The 605-nt window shown below is 66.9% G+C and carries 1 tRNA gene and 1 pseudogene; one reads left to right on the top strand and one right to left on the bottom strand.

Going from position 1 to position 605, the window contains the following annotated elements:
• Positions 1–222: pseudogene (locus D3H34_RS33490) on the top strand (patatin-like phospholipase family protein); the annotation flags it as partial.
• Between the two features lie 60 nt (positions 223–282).
• On the opposite strand, the gene D3H34_RS33485 reads toward D3H34_RS33490, so the two are convergent.
• Positions 283–359, bottom strand: a tRNA-Arg gene (locus D3H34_RS33485).
• Between the last annotated feature and the right edge of the window lie 246 nt (positions 360–605).

Below are 605 nucleotides of genomic sequence, written 5' to 3'. Positions count from 1 at the left end.
CAGCGCGCGAGCGCCATCGTCGAAGGCGAGAAAGCCGCGCTTGCGGCCATGCCGCAGATCCGGGCGCGCATCGCGCAACTCGAGGCCGAACGCGCGCGCACATTGCTGCTCGCGCAGCAGAAGGCCGCGCAGGACAAACAACAGGCCTGCCTGGAAAGCCGCAGCCGTCTGCAGAAAATCACGGGAATGGTGGGTCTGAACGACCCTTGCGCCAACCCGTAAGGCATGGCCTGACGCCTGCTGGCGCGCGCGGTGGGCGTCGGGGGCGGGGGAAACGCAAGGTGGTGCGGCGTACTGGAATCGAACCAGTGACCCACAGCTTAGAAGGCTGTTGCTCTATCCAACTGAGCTAACGCCACCACGCACGGCAGGCGCGCAATGGCATGCCGGCCCGATCCGCGCAGACTGTGGCACAGCGGCGCGGAGCAGTGGGCCATATCATACCCGCGCGCCCGGGGGCGGCGTGGAAATTGCTGCGCTGCCCGCCGCTTTTTGCGACGATCAACGCACTTTGTTGCGAACTTCGGGCGGTGGCGGCGCCGTCCAGCGTGCATACGCGACGTCGCGCACCAGATCCCAGACCAGTTGCACCACCGGAGCAAGCC

It is taken from the genome of Acidovorax cavernicola (assembly GCF_003581445.1).
This window is presented reverse-complemented; position numbering and strand designations above follow the sequence as displayed.